General features: G+C 60.2%; 20 protein-coding genes. 15 read left to right on the forward strand and 5 right to left on the reverse strand.

Annotation, left to right across the window (positions count from 1 at the left end; genetic code table 11):
• Positions 1-80: 80 nt before the first annotated feature.
• Positions 81-422: an aspartate-semialdehyde dehydrogenase gene (locus tag ACIF4X_RS06515; RefSeq protein WP_397481439.1), complete on the forward strand. Its 342-nt coding sequence runs from the start codon at positions 81-83 to the stop codon at positions 420-422.
• Here the strand turns inward: ACIF4X_RS06515 and ACIF4X_RS06520 are convergent.
• The 3 genes from ACIF4X_RS06520 to ACIF4X_RS06530 form a co-directional block, all read right to left on the reverse strand.
• Positions 392-1603, reverse strand: coding sequence for an aminotransferase class V-fold PLP-dependent enzyme (locus ACIF4X_RS06520; protein ID WP_397481440.1), 1212 nt, complete (start codon positions 1601-1603; stop codon positions 392-394). The genes ACIF4X_RS06515 and ACIF4X_RS06520 overlap by 31 nt on opposite strands.
• The gene (locus ACIF4X_RS06525; RefSeq protein WP_397481441.1) at positions 1600-2070 is read right to left on the reverse strand and encodes a RidA family protein; all 471 of its coding nucleotides are present in this window, start codon (positions 2068-2070) and stop codon (positions 1600-1602) included. The genes ACIF4X_RS06520 and ACIF4X_RS06525 overlap by 4 nt, the downstream gene beginning before the upstream one ends.
• A gap of 89 nt (positions 2071-2159) precedes the next feature.
• Positions 2160-3026 carry a LysR substrate-binding domain-containing protein gene (locus ACIF4X_RS06530; protein ID WP_397481442.1) on the reverse strand — a complete coding sequence of 289 codons (867 nt, stop codon included), beginning with the start codon at positions 3024-3026 and terminating at the stop codon, positions 2160-2162.
• A gap of 182 nt (positions 3027-3208) precedes the next feature.
• Between ACIF4X_RS06530 and ACIF4X_RS06535 the strand changes: the two genes are divergently transcribed.
• Together ACIF4X_RS06535 and ccoM are read left to right on the forward strand one after the other, a co-directional pair.
• Positions 3209-3370, forward strand: a complete 162-nt coding sequence (locus ACIF4X_RS06535; protein WP_397481443.1) for a hypothetical protein — start codon at positions 3209-3211, stop codon at positions 3368-3370.
• A 145-nt stretch (positions 3371-3515) separates the two neighbouring features.
• Positions 3516-3629, forward strand: a complete 114-nt coding sequence (ccoM, locus tag ACIF4X_RS06540; RefSeq protein WP_003222396.1) for a cytochrome c oxidase subunit CcoM — start codon at positions 3516-3518, stop codon at positions 3627-3629.
• Positions 3630-4653: 1024 nt separating this feature from the next.
• Here the strand turns inward: ccoM and ACIF4X_RS06545 are convergent.
• Positions 4654-6129, reverse strand: coding sequence for an inorganic phosphate transporter (locus ACIF4X_RS06545; protein WP_397481444.1), 1476 nt, complete (start codon positions 6127-6129; stop codon positions 4654-4656).
• A 374-nt stretch (positions 6130-6503) separates the two neighbouring features.
• Entirely contained in the window at positions 6504-6704 is a 201-nt protein-coding gene (locus tag ACIF4X_RS06550; protein ID WP_008080067.1) for a hypothetical protein, read from the reverse strand.
• 204 nt (positions 6705-6908) lie between these two features.
• Between ACIF4X_RS06550 and ACIF4X_RS06555 the strand changes: the two genes are divergently transcribed.
• From ACIF4X_RS06555 to pcaC, 12 genes are all read left to right on the forward strand, one after another.
• Complete coding sequence (locus ACIF4X_RS06555) at positions 6909-7082, forward strand: hypothetical protein (RefSeq protein ID WP_397481445.1); 174 nt, start codon at positions 6909-6911, stop codon at positions 7080-7082.
• A 275-nt stretch (positions 7083-7357) separates the two neighbouring features.
• Complete coding sequence (gene pcaR / locus ACIF4X_RS06560; RefSeq protein ID WP_007917109.1) at positions 7358-8200, forward strand: pca regulon transcriptional regulator PcaR; 843 nt, start codon at positions 7358-7360, stop codon at positions 8198-8200.
• Between the two features lie 294 nt (positions 8201-8494).
• Positions 8495-9841, forward strand: a complete 1347-nt coding sequence (locus ACIF4X_RS06565) for an MFS transporter (RefSeq protein ID WP_194933816.1) — start codon at positions 8495-8497, stop codon at positions 9839-9841.
• 262 nt (positions 9842-10103) lie between these two features.
• Positions 10104-10961 (forward strand): CoA transferase subunit A, encoded by an 858-nt coding sequence (locus tag ACIF4X_RS06570; protein ID WP_141129393.1) that lies wholly within the window; start codon positions 10104-10106, stop codon positions 10959-10961.
• Complete coding sequence (locus tag ACIF4X_RS06575; protein ID WP_397481446.1) at positions 10961-11740, forward strand: CoA-transferase subunit beta; 780 nt, start codon at positions 10961-10963, stop codon at positions 11738-11740. The genes ACIF4X_RS06570 and ACIF4X_RS06575 overlap by 1 nt, the downstream gene beginning before the upstream one ends.
• Entirely contained in the window at positions 11737-12942 is a 1206-nt protein-coding gene (pcaF, locus tag ACIF4X_RS06580; RefSeq protein WP_397481447.1) for a 3-oxoadipyl-CoA thiolase, read from the forward strand. The genes ACIF4X_RS06575 and pcaF overlap by 4 nt, the downstream gene beginning before the upstream one ends.
• Positions 12943-12978: 36 nt before the next feature.
• Positions 12979-13683: a protocatechuate 3,4-dioxygenase subunit beta gene (pcaH, locus tag ACIF4X_RS06585; protein ID WP_397481448.1), complete on the forward strand. Its 705-nt coding sequence runs from the start codon at positions 12979-12981 to the stop codon at positions 13681-13683.
• A 1-nt stretch (position 13684) separates the two neighbouring features.
• Entirely contained in the window at positions 13685-14251 is a 567-nt protein-coding gene (gene pcaG, locus ACIF4X_RS06590) for a protocatechuate 3,4-dioxygenase subunit alpha (protein WP_397481449.1), read from the forward strand.
• Positions 14252-14461: 210 nt separating this feature from the next.
• Entirely contained in the window at positions 14462-15757 is a 1296-nt protein-coding gene (locus ACIF4X_RS06595; RefSeq protein ID WP_095049154.1) for an MFS family transporter, read from the forward strand.
• A gap of 46 nt (positions 15758-15803) precedes the next feature.
• Positions 15804-17168, forward strand: a complete 1365-nt coding sequence (locus tag ACIF4X_RS06600; RefSeq protein ID WP_397481450.1) for a 3-carboxy-cis,cis-muconate cycloisomerase — start codon at positions 15804-15806, stop codon at positions 17166-17168.
• Between the two features lie 12 nt (positions 17169-17180).
• On the forward strand, positions 17181-17972 hold the full coding sequence (gene pcaD, locus ACIF4X_RS06605) for a 3-oxoadipate enol-lactonase (RefSeq protein WP_397481451.1): 792 nt from the start codon (positions 17181-17183) through the stop codon (positions 17970-17972).
• A 10-nt stretch (positions 17973-17982) separates the two neighbouring features.
• Complete coding sequence (gene pcaC / locus ACIF4X_RS06610) at positions 17983-18375, forward strand: 4-carboxymuconolactone decarboxylase (protein ID WP_397481452.1); 393 nt, start codon at positions 17983-17985, stop codon at positions 18373-18375.
• The last annotated feature ends 100 nt before the right edge of the window (positions 18376-18475 follow it).

Consider the following 18475-nt stretch of genomic DNA (forward strand, 5'->3'; position numbering starts at 1 on the left):
CCAAGTGCGTCACAGATTTGCGACAGATGGCTCAAGGCGTCTTTGCCGCAGCCGATAGCCTGCACACAGGAGACCCTTATATGTTGCCACCGATGCTCCCCCTGAGCGCTGTGCCGATCACTTCCCAGCAGGATCCGATCCGCCAGCGGCCGGACATTCCTCCGGTGGTGCCGGTGCAGGAAAGCTCCAGCGAAAGCACGATCGATCTGCAAAAGCGCGATCCGGAAGAGGATCGCCTGATGGCGCGCGAAGAACAGCGCCGCCAGCAGGAGCGTGATCGGCGCCGCCGCGAAGCCGACGAAGATCCCGAAGAGCATCTGGCCGTGCCCGGCACCGCGCTGAACGCCGACAATACCGTGCCGGTGGTGCCGCTGATGGAAGATCAACCGCGTCAGGGTTTGTGGGTCGATATCGAGATCTGAGGCTGGGCGGCCAGTTCGCTCAGCGCTGTCAGTAATACGTCGATTTCTGCCTCGCTGTTCAGGTAGCTCAGAGAGATCCGCGCAATGTTCTGAAGCCCTCGCGCCTGCATGTCCAGCGGGGTGTAGGCGACACCATTGGCGCCAATGTTGATCCCTCGCATGGCCAGCGCCTGTTTCAAGGCCAGACAATCCCAGCCCTCAAGCGTAAAGGCGATCAGCCCTGATTGCTGATGCTCGCGGCCGAGATCCTGCAATGACAATCCGCGAATGTCCCGCAAGCGTTGGCGCAGCGGGCGGCTCATCTGCTCGATTCGCCGGCGTATGGCCTGCGCACCGATGCGGTTGTGTTCTTCCAGCGCATTGGCCAGTCCGGCCAGTAGCGCCAATGACACTTCACTGGTTTCGAAACGCCGGGCATCCTCGCGCAAGGCAAACCGCTGGCCGTCCCACGGCGCCGAAAGCACGTCGCGCTGCACCGGCAGCAAACGCTGCATGAAGCCCGGCCGCACATAGAGCACAGCGGTGCCGCGCGGGCCTCGAAGGTATTTGCGTCCCGCGCCTTTGAGCACATCGCAATGCAAGGCCTGAACATCGCAAGGTAACTGCCCCAAGGCCTGGCCGGCATCGACGAAGTAGGGGATGCCGTGTCGTTGCGCGACCTGACCAATCTGCGCGGCGGGATTGATCAGGCCACCGTTGGCGGGCAACCAGGTCAGTGCGATCAGCCGCACGTTGTGGTCAATCATCTGCGCCAGTGCCTGCGGATCGACTGCACCGTGGGTGTCACAGGGAATGACGTCCAGACGTGCCCCGGCCTTCACCGCTTCAGCGATGCACGCCAGATTGCCGGCCCACTCATGGCGCCCGACCAGAATCCGCTCACCCGCTTGCCAGGGCCCCAGCGCATTGAATGCCTGACTCCATGCTGCCGAGCCGCTGCTGGCGAAGGCGATGCTCTCGGGTTCGGCATTCAGCATTTGCGCGGCTGCGGTGCGCGCCCGTTGCTGAATCTGCAGATCGGCGGCCTCCATCGGCCCGCCCAGTGCTTCGCGTTGCAACTGCTCGATTATCGCATCGAGGGTGGCCTGACTTGGCAGTGAAGAGCCAGCGTGGTTGAAGTGAATGATCCGCGCGCAGCCGGGGGTGGCTGCCCGCTGGTATTCGACGTCCTCGCTGTTCACGGCGTGAGCTCGAAAATCGCGTCGAGCTCTACCGCGACGCCACTGGGCAGGCTGGCGACGCCGATGGCGGTGCGGACATGCCGGCCCTTGTCGCCCAGCGTGTTGACCAGCAGGTTGGAAGCGCCATTGGCGACCGCGCCCTGACGCTGGAATTGGGGCGTGGCGGCGATAAAAACACCGAGGCGGATAATTCTCACCAGTTTCGATAGGTCATCGCCCAGGGCATCGCTCAGTTGGGCAAGCAAACCCAGTGCGGCGAGTTCGGCAGCGTTGATCCCCTCTGCTTCGCTGATGACTTCACCGAGTCGCCCGATGAATGCAGGTTTGCCATCCAGCAACGGAATCTGCCCTGAGATGAACAACTGGTTCTGACTGACAACGTGGTTGATATAGTTGGCGATGGGCTGGCTCGGTGTTGGCAGGTGCAGGCCGAGTTGTTCGATACGCTCGCGCAGAGATTCGCTCATGTTGAGACCTCCTGAATGAAGGGCCTCAGCATGTTGAAACGAGGGGAGGGCGACAAACGGATAGATTTAATCCGATGAATCGAAATGGCTCATGCGTCGGCGGCTTCATCCAGCCATTGGCTGAAACACGCGGCCGGCGCGGACAAGGGCCGCTCCGGCGTCACCAGCCAATAGCCGATGTCACCCCGTAGCGGCGCGGTATCAAAGGCCGGCACCAAGGAGCCTTCCTTGAGGCGGCGAGCGATCAGGCATTGCCGTCCCATGGCGATGCCCTGACCGGCGACGGCTGATTCGACCACGATGTTGTAGTCATGCAGCATGACGCTCGGCACCTGAGCCAGATCGATGCCGCTGTGCTGGCTCCAGTCAGTCCATTCGAACGGTTGCAGCGATTTGGCCATCAACAGGGGACCGTTTTGCACACCCGTTCGCTTGAAGGCCGGGCTGCACACCGGTGTCAGCGTTTCGGTCATGAAGCGTCGGGCCTGTACGTCCGGCCAATGGCCCTTGCCGTAACGAATGGCCAGATCGACTTCGCCACCCTTGACGTCGGCCAACTGCACGGCGGGGATCAGTTCGACATGGATGTCGGGGTGTCTGGCCCGGAAGTCGCTGAGTCGCGAGGCCAGCCACAAGGTGGCAAACGACGCCAGCAGGCCGATTCGCAAGGTCGTGCGTTGATTGCCGCGCAATTCGCGGCTGGCGGCGGCGATGGCGGCGAGTGCCGGTTCGATCTGGCGATAGTAGGCTGCGCCGGCGGGTGTCAGGTCGATTGCGCGGGTACGCCGGACAAACAGTCGCTGATCCAGAAATGCTTCGAGTTTGTGTACCTGATGGCTGATCGCACTTTGCGTCACCGACAACTCGTCGGCGGCCTTGATGAAGCTCAAGTGGCGGGCGACGGCTTCAAAGACGCGCAAGGCCATCAGCGGTGGCAGATCCTGGTGCAAAGGCACGGCAAACATCCTCGGGTTTGGCGCAAAGCGCAGATTCTGCGGGCAAAACTGTTATTCGGTACATCAATTGTTGCCTGTCGTCACTGGCAATGGCTGGTCAGTGCCAGCGTCAGGCGGCATTATTGGCGCAGTCCTGCCGGTGATGTGGCAGTTGTGATTCATTCAAGTGATGTAATGACGCCATGAGCCAAGACGACAAACTGATTGACCTGGGCGCTGAACGCGCCAAGCGCGTGCATGACCTTAACGAGAAGCGTCTGAATGAAGTGCGCCAGGCGTTCGAGCAGGCCATGCCGTTGGGAAAAACCAAGAAAAAGTCGAAAAACAAGCCGAAAAAGCGTTGATCTTCCCCTGCGTCCGTTGATGCAGGTCATTTAATTTCCCTCCTTCTACTCCCTTCGTTGCTGGTATTGATCCCGGTCAATTTGTGCGCCTGTGTGTTTGGTAACTTAGTTCCATCGCAGCAGAGCAGGGGCCAGGAGGCCAGTCATGTTTTTCGATAACGTGGTGTTTGCCGGGGTCCTGACTGTAGGGCTGATGGTTCTGTTTTTTGCAGGGTTTGGATTTTTTATCTGGAAGGACGCGAATAAGCGCAAGAAGTGATTCTTCTGGATTGATGAGCACGCAAGGCATTTTGGGGCGACTTCGGTTGCCCCTTTTTTTTTTGTGTCTTGGCGGCCTTTGGGCCGACCAGGTTCTTGGGGCTTTGGTGAATATCCGTTTTTTCGGGTGTTGCCACTGGCGGTTTCGCCCTTACGGCGACTCACTTTTTTTCAAACGCCAAAAAAAGTAAGCAAAAAACGCTTGCTCCTACGTGCGGCCCGCTCGCTGGGGCTCGGGGTTCCTTCGCTCCGGGATCGATCCGGGCGCAGCGCCTACGGTTTGCTTCGCTGCACCTCCTCTCGCTGTGTTTGGCTGCGCCAAACGGTCGCTGCGCTCCCACGCCCGGATCAATCCCTCCACTCAGCCTTCCGACGTCGCCCTACAGATCAAGAGCTGCAGCCGAGCTAACGCTCATCCTGTTGAGTGGTGAAGAGCGGGGCGTGGTCGGCTTTGGTTATTGTGGTGTTCTCGCCCCTCACCCCAGCCCTCTCCCGAGGGAGAGGGAGCCGATTTTTGGGCTTTTCAAAATGCGCGTTCGACGCGGTATCGCACGTCGGCGTAGCTCGCCCAAACACCACGATCAGTTCCCTCTCCCTCCGGGAGAGGGCTAGGGTGAGGGGTTTTTGATCTGGCTTTTGATCTTGCTCTGGCTTTGGCTTTTGATTTTTTGCCCCATCGGCAGGCCGAGCGGAGGTGTTCATCCGGGGGTAGGCGCGCAGCGCCGTGCGGCGCAGCCGCATTCATCGAGAGGAGGTGCAGCGAAGCAAACCGTAGGCGATGCCCCCGGATGGACACCGTAGCGAGGGAACACTGAGCCTCAGCGAAGTGCCGTACGCCAGGGGCCAAGCCTTTTGGTTCCTTTTTGGCGTTTGAAAAAGGGACTCGCTGTAAGAGCGAAACCGCCAGCGGCAGCACCCGCAAAAACGGATATGCCCCCAATCCAATCCAATCCCAAATCCAAAACCCCAAACAAAAAAAAGGCGCGATCCTCTCGAGTCGCGCCTTTCTCATGTACCGCTATCTATCAACTACCCAACGCCTTCGACGCCAGCCAGAACAACCCGGCCGACAGCGCAACCGTCGCCGGCAGGGTCAACACCCACGCCAACAGAATGGTGCGAACCGTGCCACCCTGCAGGCCGCTCTTGTTGGCAACCATGGTGCCAGCCACGCCCGAAGACAGCACGTGAGTGGTCGACACCGGCAGGCTGAAGATGTTGGCCATACCAATCAAACTGGCAGTCGTGATCTGCGCCGCCATGCCCTGAGAATAGGTCATGCCTTGCTTGCCGATCTTCTCGCCAATGGTCAATACAACGCGTTTCCAGCCAACCATGGTGCCCAGGCCCAAGGCCAGTGCAACCGCCAGAATCACCCAGAACGGGGCGTATTCAGTGGTGGTGGTCAGGTCTTTGCGCAGCTTGTCGAGGTCAGCCTTTTCACGGGCTTCCAGGCCAGGCAGCTTGCCAACCTTCTTCGCGGTGTCGTCCAGGCAGAGCAGGTAACGACGCACTTCGATGCGGCTATCCGACGACAACGAGTGGTAGTCCGCTACGCCTTTAAGCGTGTGCAGCAGGGCGCTGATGGTTGGTTCGGTCTGCTGCGGGTTGCAGCGGAACTTCTCCGGCAGGTCGCCTTCAACGCTTTTGCCCAGGGCCAGGAATTCACCCAGCGAATCGGCATTGCGCTGGTAGAACTGGCTCAGGTGCAGGGTCGCATCGCGGGTGCGTTCGATCTGATAGGTGGTGCTGTTCAGGTCGAGGACGAACTGCGCCGGGACGATACCGATCAACACCAGCATGATCAGGCCGATGCCTTTCTGGCCATCGTTGGAACCGTGCACGAAGCTCACGGCCATGGCCGAGATCACCAGGACCAGACGGTTCCAGAATGGCGGATGCTTCTTGTCGTCGATCTTGCGGCGCTGTTCCGGTGTCTTGTGCATCTTCGACAGCGGGCGCCACCATTTCAGGCCGATCAGGATCAGCGCGGCGATCAGGAAGCCGGCCATCGGCGAGAACACCAGCGAGGCGCCAATGTCGATCGCTTTCTGCCAGTTCACGCCGTCGGCCAACGGAATATCGTTGATCAGGGCGTTGGCCAGGCCGACACCGAGGATCGAGCCGATCAAGGTGTGCGAGCTGGAAGCCGGGATACCGAAGTACCAGGTGCCCAGGTTCCAGGCGATTGCCGCGGCGAGCAACGAGAACACCATCGCCAGGCCATGGCCGGTGTTCACATTGATCAGCAGTTCAACCGGGAGCAAATGGACAATGGCATACGCCACGCCAACGCCGCCCAGCAGCACGCCGAGGAAATTGAACACACCGGAAAAGAACACCGCCAGGTGGGGCGGCATGGCTTTGGTGTAGATAACAGTGGCTACCGCGTTAGCGGTGTCATGAAATCCATTGATGAACTCGAAGGCGAGGACAAACGTCAGGGCGAGCAAGAGGCTCACAAGCACCCAAGCATCCAGTCCGCTGAATAAATCGATCATGAAGGTTTTCTGACCCGGTCGTAAGGGGGCGCGATTATGCCAGAAAAGACTGGAAATCGATCCCCTACCTGCTCATCGGTTACACACTTCTTCGATTTAATTTGTTGCAGCGCATGAAAACCCAGCGCAGCGCAGGGTTTTTCAAGTCATTGATTTACTTGGTAAAAGGCTTGTTTCGTAGGCGATTTCATCGTCGCGGAGAGGGCTCGAACGCTTGTCTGAAATATCTGTGAAACCTGTAGGACGCCCGTCCTCAGTCTGCCAGACCGGATGATGGCCGCTGCCCGCGGGTAGCGGGCGCGCAAGGCATCGTCGTTCCACCGCGCTTGTAACCGGTGTGGACGTAAAACCTTTAACGATCCAAAAACTGTGGCTCAAGGCTCTTCAGCTTTGAGTTCCTTTTCGATCTTTTCGATTTCTTGCTTGAAGACCTGATCCTGAACGGTCGGGCGTTTACGCCACGCTTTGCGTTCCGGTTCGGGCTGAGCGGCGTAGGTGGTGACTTCCCCGCCGTAAACTTCCTTGTAACGTTGTTCCTGGCGCTCAAGTTCCGCGCGCAGTTCGTCTTTCGTCACAGTGCTACCTGTATGAGTTGAGTTAAGTGTCTGGTGAAACGCACTGCAACAAATCGATTGAACGAAGCCACCGAGCAGCCAAGACCCGGACAGGCATTGGTGTATTCGGTGGGGCGATCAAGACTTCCGTGTTACAGGCGGCTACGGCACCAGATAAAAACTGACGCAGCATCAGTTTCCTGTTTCGGCGAGCGCAGGCGTTGCATGAGTGATGCGCGTCAGGCGCTGGCCGGGCTGTTGGCGATGGACATCGCCGCAGCGGGTGACGACCTCGGCGTTTACAAACGAGGTGCCACTGAGGTGCATTATAGCGGTCGATTCAGGAATGACTATCTTTGCCAAGTTAAAAACGGTTCTGGATGTGTGATTGTTTTGTGACTCGCAACTTTTGTCGCTAGTTGAAGTGCGGGGTGGCCTTTATTGGGCGAGCGATCGGTTTTTGGCGCCATTTAGTCGAACAACTAAGGCCGTGATTCGGATAACGAGAGAAGTTGAGTAAACCCCAGAGAAGGGCTTGAGGCGACCGCAACAGTTGATTGCGATTATCGGTCGGCGGTTCGATAATCGCCCAATCTTGCAGGTCCGACGCTTGTGCATTGGTCGGCGAGCCGCTTGTATAGCCCATTGATCCGTGCCGGATAAAAGGACAAGAAATGAACGATCAAATGCGCAACTCTTTCACCTCCGTGGCGCCGCCGATCGTCGCGTCGCCGGCCAAACGTATCCAGGCGCTGACCGGTGATCCGGACTTCATGACCTCGCTGGCCCGTGGTCTGGCGGTGGTGCAGGCATTTCAGGAGCGCAAGCGCCATCTGACCATCGCGCAGATCAGCCACCGTACGGAAATTCCTCGCGCCGCCGTGCGCCGTTGCCTGCATACCTTGATCAAACTCGGCTACGCCACCACCGACGGGCGCACCTATTCGTTGCTGCCCAAAGTGCTGACCCTCGGTCATGCGTATCTGTCGTCGACGCCGTTGGCGGTGTCCGCCCAGCCCTACCTCGACCGCATGAGCGAGCAACTGCACGAAGCCTGCAACATGGCCACACTGGAGGGTGATGACATTCTCTACATCGCGCGCTCGGCGACCACCCAGCGGCTGATTTCGGTGGACCTGTCGGTGGGCGGTCGTTTGCCGGCGTACTGCACATCGATGGGCCGGATACTGCTGGCAGCACTCGACGATACGTCATTGCGTGAATACCTCGACCACGCCGAACTGGTCGCCAAGACCAGCCGCACGATCCATACACCTGATGCGTTGCTCGAATGCCTGCAGGAGGTGCGGCAGCAAGGCTGGTGCATTGTCGATCAAGAGCTGGAACAAGGCCTGCGTTCGATTGCCGTGCCGGTCTACGACGCTTCCGGCCAGGTTGTTGCGGCGCTCAATGTCAGCACCCACGCCGGTCGCGTCAGCCGTACCGAGCTTGAGCAACGCTTCCTGCCGGGCCTGCTCAGCGCCAGCCGCGACCTCAGTGCGCAATTGTTCGCCTGAGGAAGCTGTTCGATAAACGCACAGTGTTGCGTTTATCGAATTGACGCTAAAACCCTCGGATCATTAATGTCGCGGCAGCGTCATCCGGCGCTGATGTGAATGAGCCCGCCGGACTGCCGACTCCCATAATAATGACAAGAGGCAACTCACCATGCGCATGCTCCCCGACTGTCTCAGCCCCATCCCCTGTTGCCGGGTTCACCGCAACGCCTGATCCAGACCTTCTATTCTTGTGACCGCGCCGCTCTCTGGCCGGCCGCCGTTCGACTGCGTTTTTTGCGTGGAATAAAAATAATGAACCAGCCTCAGTCCGCTGTGGGTAACTGCCTTGACGTGCAGACCTTCATCAATGCCCAACCGATCTCGCGCTATCAGTGGCGGGTGGTGATCCTGTGTTTCCTGATTGTCTTCCTCGATGGCCTCGACACGGCGGCGATGGGTTTTATTGCCCCAGCGTTGTCCCAGGATTGGGGCATCGACCGCGCCAGCCTTGGCCCGGTGATGAGCGCGGCGTTGATCGGCATGGTCTTCGGTGCACTCGGTTCCGGCCCTTTGGCTGACCGCTTCGGGCGAAAAGTCGTACTCGTCGGCGCCGTGGTTCTGTTCGGTGCCTTCAGCCTGGCGTCGGCCTACAGCACTAACGTTGAACAACTGTTGGTGCTGCGTTTCCTGACCGGTCTGGGTCTGGGCGCCGGCATGCCCAACGCCACCACGCTGCTCTCGGAATACACTCCGGAGCGCAAGAAATCGCTGCTGGTGACCAGCATGTTCTGCGGTTTCAACCTCGGTATGGCCGGTGGCGGGTTTATTTCCGCCAAGCTGATTCCGGCATTCGGCTGGCACAGCCTGCTGCTGATCGGCGGGATCTTGCCCCTGATCCTCGCGGTGGTGCTGCTGTTCTGGCTGCCGGAATCGGCGCGTTACCTTGTCGTCCGTAACCGTGGCACCGACAAAGTCCGCAAGACTCTGGCACCGATTGATCCGGTCACTGTGGCTCAGGCTTCCAGCTTCAGTGTGCCGGAACAAAAAACCGTCAAGGCGCGCAATGTGTTCGCGGTGATCTTCTCCGGCACTTACAGCACCGGCACCTTGCTGCTGTGGCTGACCTATTTTATGGGCCTGGTGATCGTTTATCTGCTGACCAGTTGGCTGCCGACGCTGATGCGAGACAGTGGCGCGAGCATGGAACAAGCCGCGTTCATCGGTGCATTGTTCCAGTTTGGCGGTGTATTGAGCGCTGTGGCTGTGGGATGGGCGATGGACCGCTTCAATCCGCACAAGGTCATCGGCACTTTCTACCTGCTGGCCGGGGTCTTTGCCTACGCGGTGGGGCAGAGCCTTGGGAATATCACCTTGCTGGCGACGTTGGTGCTGGTGGCGGGTATGTGCGTGAACGGTGCGCAATCGGCGATGCCGTCGCTGGCGGCGCGGTTCTACCCGACTCAGGGGCGTGCGACCGGGGTCTCGTGGATGTTGGGGATTGGTCGCTTTGGCGCGATTCTCGGGGCGTGGATGGGCGCGACCTTGTTGGGCCTGGGCTGGAATTTCGAGCAGGTGCTGACGGCGTTGGTGATTCCGGCGGCATTGGCCACCACTGCGGTGGTGATCAAAGGCATGGTCAGTCATGCGGATGCGACCTGATATTTCGATGTAAAGCGAAAAGATCGCAGCCTTCGGCAGCTCCTACATGTGAACGCGTAACCCTGTAGGAGCTGCCGAAGGCTGCGATCTTTTGCAGGCAACACGAACCGATAGGTTGACAACAATCTGTTCGATAAACGAACACTCAGTCGATTATCGGATTGTTTGGCGATTTTCCCAGGCTTAATCTTCAGTGACTCCGGCGCTGAACCTCGCGCCTTTTTATCACTGGCGATTCATTACAAAAACAGGAGCCCGCTCCATGGCTGAGATCCTTTCGCTGCACGACGCGGTGAAGCAGTTCGTCAACGACGGTGACACCGTCGCACTCGAAGGCTTCACTCACCTGATCCCTACGGCAGCGGGTCATGAAATCATTCGTCAGGGCAAGAAAGATCTGACGCTGGTGCGGATGACGCCTGACCTGATCTACGACCAACTGATCGGCGCCGGTTGCGCACGCAAACTGATTTTCTCCTGGGGCGGTAACCCGGGCGTGGGCTCGCTGCACCGTCTGCGCGACGCGGTCGAGAAGCAATGGCCGCACGCTCTCGAAATCGAAGAGCACAGCCATGCCGACCTGGCGAATGCCTACGTGGCTGGCGCCTCCGGCTTGCCGTTCGCGGTGCTGCGAGCCTACGCCGGTTCCGACCTGCCGAAGGTCAATCCGCTGATCAAGTCCGTGACCTGCCCGTTCACCGGTGAAGTGTTGGCGGCAGTACCGTCGGTGCGTCCGGACGTGACCGTGATCCACGCACAGAAAGCCGACCGCCAGGGCAACGTGCTGCTGTGGGGCATTCTCGGCGTACAGAAAGAAGCCGCACTGGCCGCCAAGCGCTGCATCGTTACCGTCGAAGAAATCGTCGACAACCTCAACGCACCGATGAACTCCTGCGTATTGCCGACTTGGGCCCTGAGCGCGGTCTGCCATGTGCCCGGTGGCGCACATCCGTCCTACGCCCACGGTTACAACGAGCGCGACAATCGTTTCTATCAGGCGTGGGATCCGATCGCCCGCGACCGTGAGACGTTTACCGCGTGGATCAACGAATACATCCATGGCTGCGCTGACTTCAGCGCGTTCCAGGCCAAGTTGGCCGCTGCTTCGGAGGCCAAGTAATGACTTACACCACCAATGAAATGATGACCGTCGCCGCAGCCCGTCGCCTGAAGAACGGCTCGGTGTGCTTCGTCGGCATCGGCCTGCCGTCGAAAGCCGCCAACCTCGCGCGTCTGACTTCTTCGCCGGACGTGGTGCTGATCTACGAATCGGGCCCGATTGGCGCCAAGCCGAGCGTGCTGCCGCTGTCCATCGGTGACGGCGAACTGGCGGAAACTGCTGACACCGTGGTACCGACCGGTGAGATTTTTCGCTATTGGTTGCAGGGCGGGCGCATCGATGTCGGTTTTCTCGGCGCCGCGCAGGTCGACCGTTTCGGCAACATCAACACCACCGTGGTTGGCGATTATTTCTCGCCGAAAGTGCGCCTGCCGGGTGCCGGTGGCGCGCCGGAGATTGCCGGTTCGGCGAAAAGCGTGTTGATCATCCTTAAACAATCGGCGCGTTCGTTTGTCGACAAGCTCGATTTCATCACCTCGGTCGGTCATGGCGAGGGCGGCGATTCACGCAAACGTCTGGGCCTGCCGGGCGCCGGCCCGGTCGGGATCATCACCGACCTGTGCATCATGGAGCCGGAAGCGGGCACCCACGAGTTCGTGGTCACCGCGCTGCATCCTGGCGTTACCCGCGAGCAAGTGGTCGCGGCCACCGGTTGGGCGATACGTTTTGCTGACAACGTTGAAACTACCGCTGAACCGACCGACGTCGAACTGACGGCGCTGCGTGATCTTGAAGCACGCACTGCCGCCGCCCACGGTCAGGCACCGGGAGAAGCATGATGCGCGACGTTTATATCTGCGACGCGATTCGCACGCCGATCGGCCGTTTCGGCGGCGGTTTGTCTGCCGTTCGTGCCGACGATTTGGCCGCTGTGCCGATCAAGGCCCTGATGGAGCGCAATCCATCGGTGGACTGGAGCGCCATCGACGAAGTGTTTCTCGGCTGCGCCAACCAGGCCGGCGAAGACAACCGCAACGTTGCGCGCATGGCGCTGCTGCTGGCCGGCCTGTCGGAGACGGTGCCGGGGGTGACCCTCAATCGTCTTTGCGCTTCGGGCATGGACGCGATCGGCACCGCGTTCCGCGCGATTGCCAGCGGCGAGATGGAGCTGGCAATTGCCGGTGGCGTCGAGTCGATGTCCCGTGCGCCGTTCGTGATGGGCAAGGCTGACGCAGCGTTTTCGCGAAACATGAAGCTGGAAGACACCACCATCGGCTGGCGCTTTATCAACCCGTTGATGAAGGCGCAGTACGGCGTCGATGCGATGCCGCAGACCGCGGACAACGTCGCCGACGACTATAAAGTGTCGCGCGCCGATCAGGACGCTTTCGCCCTGCGCAGTCAGCAACGTACCGCCGCCGCGCAGGCCGCAGGCTACTTCGCCGAAGAAATTGTTGAAGTACGGATTGCCCACAAGAAGGGCGAAACCGTAGTTAGCCAGGATGAACATCCGCGCGCCGACACGACGATTGAAGCACTGACCAAACTCAAACCCGTCAACGGCCCGGACAAAACCGTTACCGCTGGCAATGCCTCCGGCGTCAATGACGGTGCCGCTGCGCTGATTCTCGCTTCCGCCGAAGCCGTGAAAAAACACGGCCTGACCGCCCGCGCCAAAGTGCTCGGCATGGCCAGCGCCGGTGTGGCACCGCGTGTGATGGGCATTGGCCCGGTGCCGGCGGTGCGAAAATTGATCGAGCGCCTGGGCGTAGCCGTCAACGATTTCGACGTCATCGAACTCAACGAAGCGTTTGCCAGCCAAGGCTTGGCGGTGCTGCGTGAATTGGGCCTGGCGGACGATGCCGCGCAGGTCAACCCGAACGGTGGCGCCATTGCCTTGGGTCACCCGTTGGGCATGAGCGGTGCACGTCTGGTGCTGACCGCGCTGCATCAGCTGGAAAAAACCGGTGGCAAGAAAGGTCTGGCGACCATGTGCGTCGGTGTTGGCCAAGGTCTGGCCCTGGCCATCGAACGCGTCTGACGCAAGCCGTGACGAATAAGAACAGAGGAAAGCGACATGTCTGACAAGCCTGGTTACCGTCGTCCGCAGGAAGGCACGCAGCCTGAGTACCTGCACCCGACGTATCAATCCACCAACCTGCGCTCGCCGTCGAAGCCATTGGTGTTTCTGCCGCACTCGCTGTCGGAAATCACCGGGCCGATCATCGGCGCCGAGCGTGTGGGCGACACCGATAACGACCTGACCGCCCAGCATGAAGGCGAGCCGCAGGGCGAACGCATCATCATTCACGGCCGCGTGCTCGACGAAAATGGTCTGCCGGTACCGGGAATTCTGGTGGAGATCTGGCAGGCCAACGCCGCCGGCCGCTACAACCACAAGCGCGACCTGCACGACGCGCCGCTGGACCCGAACTTCACCGGCACCGGCCGCACCGTCACCGACGCCGATGGCTGGTATCAGTTCCAGACCATCAAGCCCGGCGCGTATCCGTGGGGCAACCACCACAACGCCTGGCGTCCGGCGCACATCCACTTTTCGCTGTTCGGGCCAAGCATCCTTACCCGTCTGGTCACACAAATGTACTTCCCGGGCGATCCGCTGCTGGCGTATGACCCGATCTACAACTGCGTGCCGGACACCTCGGCCAAGGAACGCCTGATCGCCCGTTTCGATCTGGAAAAAACCATTCCGTCCTACGCCCTCGGTTATCGTTGGGACATCGTGCTGCGCGGGCGTGAAGCCACGCCGATGGAGAAATAAGATGACGCTGACTGCGACCACGTCCCACACCGTCGGACCGTACTACCACATCGGCCTGACCTGGCTGAACCGTGAAGACCTCACCGTCGAGCAAACCCTCGGCGAGCGCGTGGCGATCACCGGGCAGGTGGTGGATGGCAACGGCGATGTCGTCAACGACGCTATGCTCGAAGTCTGGCAGGCCAACGCCGCCGGTAAATACGACCACCCGGAAGACGAGCAGGACAAGCCGCTCGATCCGAACTTTGAAGGCTTTGGCCGGGTGCCGGTGGATGCGGAAGGGCGGTTTCGTTTCACCACGATCAAACCGGGTGCAGTTGAGGGCTTGAAAGGTTCGACCCAAGCGCCGCACTTGGTGGTACTGGTGTTTGCGCGCGGGTTGGTGAAGCACTTGCTGACGCGGATTTACTTTGAGGGCGAGCCGGCCAACGTTGATGATCCGTTGCTCGAATGCGTCCCGGCTGAACGTCGCACGACCTTGCTGGCGAAGAAGGATGCGTCGGGTGTTTACCAGTGGAATGTGATTCTGCAAGGCACCGATGCCGAGACCGTGTTCTTCGATTATTAAGATCAAAAGATCGCCGCCTGCGGCAGCTCCTACATGATCGTTCCCACGCTCTGCGTGGGAATGCCGCTAGGGACGCTCCGCGTCCACTGTGACGCGGAGCGTCACCGGATGCGTTACCACGCGGAGCGTGGGAACGATCGATATAGGATGTGGAACGGGACTGTTGCAAAGTATGTCTAGACTCTCACTGTCCCTATCGAGTGAAAAACAATGACAACCACCACCTCCCATTACACCGGTGAAGAGCGCAGCAAGCGCATCTTTGCCATTGTCGGCGCCTCGTCCGGCAACCTCGTCGAATGGTTCGACTTCTACGTCTATGCCTTTTGCGCGATCTATTTCGCCCCGGCGTTTTTCCCCTCCGACAACCCGACGGTGCAGTTGGTCAACACCGCTGGCGTGTTCGCTGCCGGCTTCCTGATGCGCCCGATCGGTGGCTGGATTTTCGGTCGCGTTGCCGACAAGCACGGTCGCAAGAACTCGATGCTCATCTCGATTCTGATGATGTGCTTCGGCTCGTTGCTGATTGCCTGCTTGCCGACCTATAAGGACATCGGCGTCTGGGCACCGGTCTTGCTGTTGTTCGCACGCTTGCTGCAGGGCCTGTCGGTCGGCGGCGAGTACGGCACCACCGCGACCTATATGAGCGAAGTCGCCCTCAAGGGCCAGCGCGGATTTTTCGCCTCGTTCCAGTACGTGACGCTGATCGGCGGGCAACTGTTGGCTGTGTCGCTGGTGGTGGTTTTGCAGCAATTCCTCACCGAAGAAGATCTGCGCGCCTACGGCTGGCGGATTCCGTTTGTGGTCGGTGCAGTGGCGGCGCTGATTTCGCTGTTCCTGCGTCGTTCACTGAAAGAGACCACCAACAAGGAAACCCGCGCGCACAAAGACGCTGGCAGCATCAGCGCACTGTTCCGCGATCACAAAGCCGCGTTCATCACCGTGCTCGGTTATACCGCCGGTGGTTCGCTGATTTTCTACACCTTTACCACCTACATGCAGAAGTATCTGGTGAACACCGCCGGCATGCACGCCAAGACCGCCAGCTACATCATGACCGGCGCGCTCTTCCTTTATATGTGCATGCAGCCGCTGTTCGGCATGCTCGCGGACAAGATCGGCCGACGTAATTCGATGCTCTGGTTCGGTGCACTCGGCACGTTGTTCACCGTGCCGATTCTGCTGAGCCTGAAAAGCGTCAGCAGCCCGTTCCTCGCGTTTGTGCTGATCACCGTGGCGCTGGCGATTGTCAGTTTCTACACCTCGATCAGTGGCTTGGTGAAAGCCGAAATGTTCCCGCCGGAAGTCCGCGCCCTCGGCGTCGGTCTGGCCTATGCGGTGGCGAATGCGATCTTCGGCGGCTCGGCGGAATTCGTCGCCCTGAGCCTGAAGAACATCGGCATGGAAAACTCCTTCTACTGGTACGTGACGGCCATGATGGCGATCGCCTTCCTGTTCAGCCTGCGCCTGCCGAAACAGGCGGCGTACTTGCACCACGATCTCTAACCCGATGCGCGCGGGCCACCTCGGCCCGCGCCGGCAAGGACTGTTTATGACTCAGCGACCGGGCAATCAATTGTTCGATGCCTACTTCACTGCCCGCGATATGCGTGAAGTGTTCTGCGATCAGGGCCGCGTGCAGGCGATGCTCGACTTTGAAGCGGCGTTGGCCCGGGCCGAGGCGCGGGTGGGTTTGATTCCGGCGTCTGCTGTTGCTCCGATTGCGGCGGCGTGCAATGCGGGACTGTATGACTTCGCGACGCTGGGCGAGGCGATTGCCACGGCCGGCAATTCGGCAATTCCGCTGGTCAAGGCGTTGGGCAAACAGATCGCCGCAACGGATGCCGAGGCCGAACGATATGTGCATTTGGGCGCGACCAGTCAGGACGTGATGGATTCCGGGCTGGTGCTGCAATTGCGTCAGGCGCTGGAACTGATTGAAAGCGATCTGGCGCAACTGGCCGATTCACTTGCCGCTCAAGCACAACGCCATGCAGCGACGCCGTTGGCTGGACGCACCTGGCTGCAGCACGCGACGCCGGTCACCCTCGGCATGAAAATCGCGGGATGGTTGGGCGCCGTGACTCGCAGCCGTCAGCGTCTACGCGAACTCAAGCCGCGTCTGCTGGTGCTGCAATTTGGCGGCGCGTCCGGCACGCTCGCGGCACTTGGCGCGCAGGCCTTGCCAATCGCTGAAGCCCTGGCCGAAGAACTGCAACTGAGCTTGCCCGAACAACCGTGGCACACCCAGCGTGACCGCGTGGTGGAGCTCGGCGCGGTGCTCGGTTTGATCGCCGGCAGTCTCGGCAAATTCGGCCGCGACATCAGCCTGTTGATGCAGACCGAAGCCGCCGAAGTGTTCGAGCCATCGGCGCCGGGCAAGGGCGGCTCGTCGACCATGCCGCACAAACGCAATCCGGTCGGCGCGGCGGTGTTGATCGGCGCGGCGACGCGGGTGCCGGGTCTGGTGTCGACGCTGTTCAGCGCGATGCCGCAGGAACACGAACGCAGCCTTGGCTTGTGGCATGCCGAATGGGAAACCTTGCCGGAGATTTGCTGCCTGGTTTCCGGTTCGTTGCAACAGGCACGCTTGCTGGCCGATGGCCTGGAAGTCGATGCCGAGCGCATGGCGCGCAACCTCGAATTGACCCAGGGGCTGGTGCTGGCCGAAGCGGTGAGCATCCTGCTTGCGCAACGGGTCGGCCGCGACACTGCGCATTACTTGCTTGAGCAATGCTGCAAACGCGCGGTGGCCGAGCAGCGCCATTTGCGCGATGTGCTGGGTGACGAACCGCAAGTCACCGCCGAGTTGAGCTGCGCTGAACTCGATGATCTATTGAACCCCGCCCATTACCTCGGTCAGGCGAAAACCTGGGTCGAGCGCGCGGTGGCCGAACACAACGCATTGTCTGTCTGAAAGGAGAGGGCTGTGGCTTTCGTTCAACTCGCCGATGGCGAACTGCACTATCAAATAGAGGGCCCGGTCGATGCGCCGGTGCTGGTGTTGTCCAACTCGCTGGGCACCGACCTGCACATGTGGGACGCGCAGATGCCAGTGTTCACCGAGCATTTTCGCGTGCTGCGTTTCGACACCCGTGGCCATGGCCAATCGCTGGTGACGCCGGGGCCTTACAGCATCGAGCAACTCGGGCACGACGTCCTTGGTCTGCTGGATGCGCTGCACATCGAGCGCGCGCATTTCTGCGGATTGTCGATGGGTGGCTTGATCGGTCAGTGGCTGGGGATCAATGCCGGGCATCGGTTGAACAAGCTGATCGTCTGCAACACGGCGGCAAAGATCGGCGATCCGTCGGTGTGGAATCCACGCATCGAAACTGTACTGCGTGACGGCGCGGCGGCGATGGTTGCCCTGCGTGATGCGTCGATTGCTCGCTGGTTTACACCTGATTTTTCCGCTGCACATCCGGCGGTCGCCAAGCAGATTACCGACATGCTTGCGGCCACTTCGCCTGAGGGTTACGCGGCCAACTGCGCGGCGGTGCGTGATGCCGATTTCCGCGAGCAACTGGCGTCGATCAACGTGCCGCTGCTGGTGATTGCCGGTACGGAAGATGCGGTGACGCCGCCGGCCGGTGGGCATTTCATTCAGGAGCATGTGCGCGGTGCCGAATACGCCGAGTTCTATGCGGCGCACCTGTCCAACGTGCAGGCTGGCGCGGATTTCAGTGATCGCGTGTTGGCGTTTTTGCAGGCTAAGTGAGGAAGTTTTTGTGGACGAGAAACAACGTTACGACCAAGGCATGCAAGTGCGCCGCGCGGTGTTGGGCGATGCGCATGTCGATCGCAGCCTGACCACGCTGACCGAGTTCAACTCGGAGTTTCAGGAAATGATCACCCGGCATGCCTGGGGCGATATCTGGACGCGTCCGGGGCTGCCTCGGCACACGCGCAGTTTGATCACCATCGCCATGCTGATCGGCATGAACCGCGAAGGCGAGCTGAAACTGCATTTGCGTGCGGCAGCCAATAATGGCGTGAGCCGTGGCGAGATCAAGGAAGTGATCATGCAGAGTGCGATTTATTGCGGGATCCCGGCGGCGAATGCGACGTTTCATTTGGCCGAGTCGGTGTGGGATGAGCTAGGTGTTGAATCCCGGGATTGACGGCGCCTGAGCTGACGCCATCGCTGGCAAGCCAGCTCCCACAGGGATCTTCAGTGATCGCAGATTTTGTGAACACCTGAAAACCTGTGGGAGCTGGCTT

The sequence above is a fragment of the Pseudomonas sp. NPDC085632 genome (genome assembly GCF_044541255.1).
Taxonomy (GTDB): Bacteria; Pseudomonadota; Gammaproteobacteria; order Pseudomonadales; family Pseudomonadaceae; genus Aquipseudomonas.